At 64.4% G+C, this 4,488-nt stretch carries 4 protein-coding genes; 3 read left to right on the top strand and 1 reads right to left on the bottom strand.

Annotated features, from left to right (window positions below; all coding sequences use genetic code 11):
- Nucleotides 1–1,150 (bottom strand): acyl-CoA dehydrogenase family protein (locus JHC57_RS21295; RefSeq protein WP_294032583.1); only part of this gene is annotated, 1,150 nt, incomplete at its 3' end.
- Between the two features lie 171 nt (nucleotides 1,151–1,321).
- On the opposite strand from JHC57_RS21295, the gene JHC57_RS21290 reads away from it, so the two are divergent.
- The 3 genes from JHC57_RS21290 to JHC57_RS21280 form a co-directional block, all read left to right on the top strand.
- On the top strand, nucleotides 1,322–2,179 hold the full coding sequence (locus JHC57_RS21290) for an SDR family NAD(P)-dependent oxidoreductase (protein WP_294032582.1): 858 nt from the start codon (nucleotides 1,322–1,324) through the stop codon (nucleotides 2,177–2,179).
- Nucleotides 2,176–3,636, top strand: coding sequence for an MFS transporter (locus JHC57_RS21285; protein ID WP_294032581.1), 1,461 nt, complete (start codon nucleotides 2,176–2,178; stop codon nucleotides 3,634–3,636). The genes JHC57_RS21290 and JHC57_RS21285 overlap by 4 nt, the downstream gene beginning before the upstream one ends.
- Nucleotides 3,637–3,746: 110 nt before the next feature.
- On the top strand, nucleotides 3,747–4,488 hold a 742-nt coding region (locus tag JHC57_RS21280; protein ID WP_294032580.1), incomplete at its 3' end, for an acyl-CoA dehydrogenase family protein.

The raw sequence follows: 4,488 nt of genomic DNA, 5'->3' as shown, positions 1-4,488 counted from the left end.
CGATGACGTTGAGCATGACTTCGCTCGTCCCGCCTTCGATCGAATTGGCCTTGGTACGCAGCCAGCCGCGCGCCCTTGCGCCGCCCTTGGTCTCTTCGCTGTCCCATTCGAGCGCTTCGCTGCCGCCGCCCGACATCACGAGTTCGTGGCGGCGCTTGTTGAGCTCGGTGCCGACATATTTCATCATGTTCGACGAGGCGGGATGCGCGCGGCCGGTCTTCCACATGTCCATGAAACGCTCGCCCATCGCGCGATAGGCGAAGACGTCGACGTCGAACGCCGCCATTTCGGCGCGCAGGATCGGGTCGTCGAGTTCGCCCGCGGCGTTCTTGCCGAACGCCTTGGCGAAGGCGCCGCCGATGCTGACCATGTCGCCGCCGGCGCCGCCGCCCGAGATCATCTCGCGTTCGTGACCGAGCAGATATTTGGCTACGTCCCAGCCGCGGTTGATCTCACCCACATATTGCGTCTTCGGCACCTCGACATCGTCGAAGAAGGTTTCGCAGAAAGGTGAATTTCCGCTGATCAGCAGGATCGGCTTGGTCGTGACGCCCTTGCTCTCCATGTCGAAGAGCATGAAGGTGATGCCCTGATATTTATTCGTCTTGTCGGTGCGGACGAGGCAGAAGATCCAGTCGGCCTTGTCGGCGTAGCTCGTCCAGATCTTCGACCCGTTGACGACCCAATGATCGCCCTTGTCCTCGCCGAAGGTCTGCAGCGAGACGAGGTCGCTGCCCGAGCCGGGCTCCGAATAGCCCTGGCACCAGCGGATTTCGCCGCGCGCGATCGGGTTCAGATAATGGACCTTCTGCTCCTCGGTACCGAATTGCAGCAGCGCGGGACCGAGCATCCAGATACCGAAGCTGTCGAGCGGCGAGCGCGCCTTGATGCGCTTCATTTCCTGTTTGAGGATCTTGGTCTGTTCGGGGGTGAGGCCCGCACCGCCATAAGGCTTCGGCCAGTCGGGAACGGTGTAGCCCTTCGCGACACAGGCATCGAGCCACTGTTTCTGGGCGGCGTTCTTGAACTTGAAATTGCGTCCGCCCCAGCAGACGTCATCCTCGTCGCGCACGGGCAAGCGCATTTCGGCGGGGCAGTTCGCCTCCAGCCATTCGCGCACCTCGGTGCGGAAAGCGTCCAGTTCGCTCATCCTTTTGGCTCCTCTTCTGCCGCCAAATCTACGTCCGCTTCGCTGCTTTACGCAAGCGTCAACTTGGTGCGTCCAACCGACGCTACGGCGCCGTAACGGAAGGCATCGCGCCGTTGACGGGGGCCGCTTCGCGCCTAAGCTAAGTGGCAAAAGAAAACGGGAGCAGAGGATATGCGATTCGCAGGCAAGATAGCCGTCGTCACCGGCGCGGCGTCGGGTATCGGCAAGGCAAGTGTGCTCAAACTGGCGGGCGAAGGCGCGCATGTGTTCGCCGCCGATATCGACGAGGCGGGCGGTCGCGCACTCGCCGAGCAGTCGAACGGCAAGATCGACTTCGTCCGCTGCGACGTGACGAAGCCCGCCGATATCGAGGCGCTGATGAACGTCGCCGCGGCGAAGGCCGGCGGGATCGATATCGTCTTCAACAATGCCGCCGCGGGCGGCGACCGCGCGCCGATCGACGAGATCACGCCCGAAGGCTGGGACCGGACGATGGATCTGGTGCTGAAATCGGTCGCGATGGGCATCCGCTACGCCGTGCCGCACATGAAGGGGCGAAAGGGGGCGAGCATCGTCAACACCGCGAGCGTCGCGGCGCTCGGCGCGGGCTATTCGCCGATTGCATACGCCGTTGCGAAGGCGGGCGTGCTGCACCTCTCCAAGGTCGCGGCGACCGACCTCGCGCAGTACGGCATCCGCGTGAACGCGATCTGCCCCGGCTTCATCAACACCAATATCTTCACCGCCTCGCTCGACGTGCCGGGCGAACTCAAGACGCAGGCGAATGAAGTGATCGCGCAGATGAGCGCGAACGCGCAGCCGGTCGCGCGCGGCGGCCAGCCCGAGGATATCGCCAACGCCGTCGCCTATCTCGCGAGCGAGGAATCGAGCTTCATGACAGGCACGCATCTGCTCGTCGACGGTGGGCTGACGATCGGCCAGCGCCACGCATGGGACAAGGAAACGCCGGGCATGTTCGACGCCCTGCTGGCGATGGAGGAAGCGGCGAAAGCCGGAGCCGCCGCGTGAGCGCCACAAGCATGGCGGCGCCCAAAGCCGAGCGCCTGCCGGTCTGGCTAAAGGCCACGCACGGGCTCGGCAGCATCGCCTACGGCGTCAAGGACAATGGGTTTTCGACCTTCCTGCTGCTCTTCTACAATCAGGTGATCGGGCTCGACGCCGGCATCGTCGGCGCCGCGATCATGGTCGCGCTGATCGCCGACGCCTTCGTCGATCCGGTGATCGGCGAGCTCACCGACCGCACGCGCAGCCGCTGGGGCCGCCGTCTGCCCTGGCTCTACGGCGCGCCGATCCCGCTAGCGATCATGTGGATGCTGCTGTGGAGCCCGCCCGAGATGAGCGACACGATGACGGTGGCGTGGCTGATCGGTTTCGCGATCATCGTGCGTTCGCTGGTGTCGATGTGCGAGGTGCCGTCGGTCGCGATCGTCCCCGAGCTCACCGCCGACTATGACGAGCGCACCGCGGTGATGCGATACCGTTTCCTGTTCGGCTGGGGCGGCGGGCTGCTGATCCTGCTGCTCGCCTATGGCGTCTTCTTCGGCGGCGCCAAGGGCCTCGTCGATCCCGACGGCTATTTCCCCTATGCGCTGACCGGTGCGCTGCTGATGGCGGGTGCGGTGCTGATTTCGGCGGCGGGGCAGCATGGCCGCATCGCCGTGTCGAACGTCGCCGATGTCAAACCCAGGACGACGTTGCGGCAGGTGCTCGGCGAGATGCGCGACACGCTGTCGAACCGCGCCTTCCTGTGGCTGGTGTTCGCGGCGCTGTTCGGCTTCGTCAATCAGGGCATCACCTTTTCGATGAACAATTATCTGCTCGGCTTTTTCTGGCAGTTCACGCAGGGCGAGATGGTCGCCTATGTCTTCCTGCTGTTCGGGACGATGATCGCCGCCTTCATCCTTGTCGCGCCGATCTCGGCGCGGCTCGGCAAGCGCGACGGGGCGATCGTCGCGGGCGCGGTCGCGCTGCTGGTCAACAGCGGCATCTATTTCGCATGGATCCAGGGCGTGTTCCCCGGGCTGCCCGGCAAGCCGAGCGTCGCGACGATGTTCGCGCTGGTGTTCGTCAGCAACACCTTCTCGATCATCCTGATGATCCTGTCATCGTCGATGATGGCCGATGTGGTCGAGGCATCGCAGAGCGAGACCGGACGCCGGTCCGAAGGGCTGTTCTTCGCGGGCTATTTCTTCATGCAGAAATGCGCGACGGGCATCGGCATCTTCGTCGCGGGGTTGATCCTCTCCCTCGCGTCCTTTCCGGCGAACGCGAAGCCCGGCGAGGTCGGCGGCGACGTGCTCGGCGACCTCGCACTCGGCTATGCGCTCGCGATCCTCGTCATCGGCACGCTGGGGCTGATCGTGATGCGGCGCTTCCCGATCTCGCGCGCCGATCACGAGGCGCGGCTCGCGCTGCTCGACGACGCCGCGCGGGGCGAGCCCGATGCCAGCGGAGCGCACCCGTAAGCGATAAATGCGCGCCATGACCAAATGAGGTAATTTTCGGACCGCAGGACTTGGCAAGGCCGGCGAATCGGTCCAAGGGTTTACGTGAACGTAAAGGGAAGGAAGCGGAGATGGATTTCGATCTCACCGACCGGCAGGTCTATTGGCGCGACCGGGTGCGCGACTTCATCGAGCGCAAGGTTCGCCCCGCCGTTCCGACCTATGAAGAGCAGGACAGGGCCGGCGATCGCTGGAAGGTGATCCAGATCGTCGAGGATCTGAAGGCCGAAGCGAAGGACGCCGGCATCTGGAACCTGTTCATGCCGCCGCGGAGCGCCGCGCACCACCATGTCGACGAGACGTTCGAATTCGAGGGGCCGGGGCTCACCAACCTCGAATATGCGCTGTGCGCCGAGGAAATGGGCCGCGTCGGTTTCGCAAGCGAGGTGTTCAACTGCTCGGCGCCCGACACCGGCAATATGGAGGTGTTCCACCGTTACGGCACGCGCGCGCAGAAGGACAAATATCTCGGCCGGTTGATGAACGGTCAGATCCGCTCGGCCTTTCTGATGACCGAACCGCGCGTCGCCTCGTCCGACGCGACGAACATCGAGACGCGCATCGAGCGCGACGGCGACGACTATGTCATCAACGGCCGTAAATGGTGGTCGTCGGGCGCGGGCGATCCGCGCTGCGAGGTCGCGATCGTGATGGGCAAGACCGATTTTGCCGCCAAGCGCCACGCGCAGCAGTCGATGGTGCTGATGCCGCTCGACGCCCCCGGCGTGAACATCCTGCGCCACCTGCCCGTCTTCGGCTATGACGATGCGCCGCACGGCCATATGGAAATCGAGCTGAAGGACGTCCGCGTCA

The sequence above is a fragment of the Sphingopyxis sp. genome, from assembly GCF_016463645.1.
Taxonomy (GTDB): Bacteria; Pseudomonadota; Alphaproteobacteria; order Sphingomonadales; family Sphingomonadaceae; genus Sphingopyxis.
This window is presented reverse-complemented; position numbering and strand designations above follow the sequence as displayed.

Excerpts from the sequence above, each read along its gene's own strand:
- JHC57_RS21290 (WP_294032582.1), top strand. The coding sequence starts at position 1,322 with ATGCGATTCGCAGGCAAGATAGCCGTCGTCACCGGCGCGGCGTCGGGT.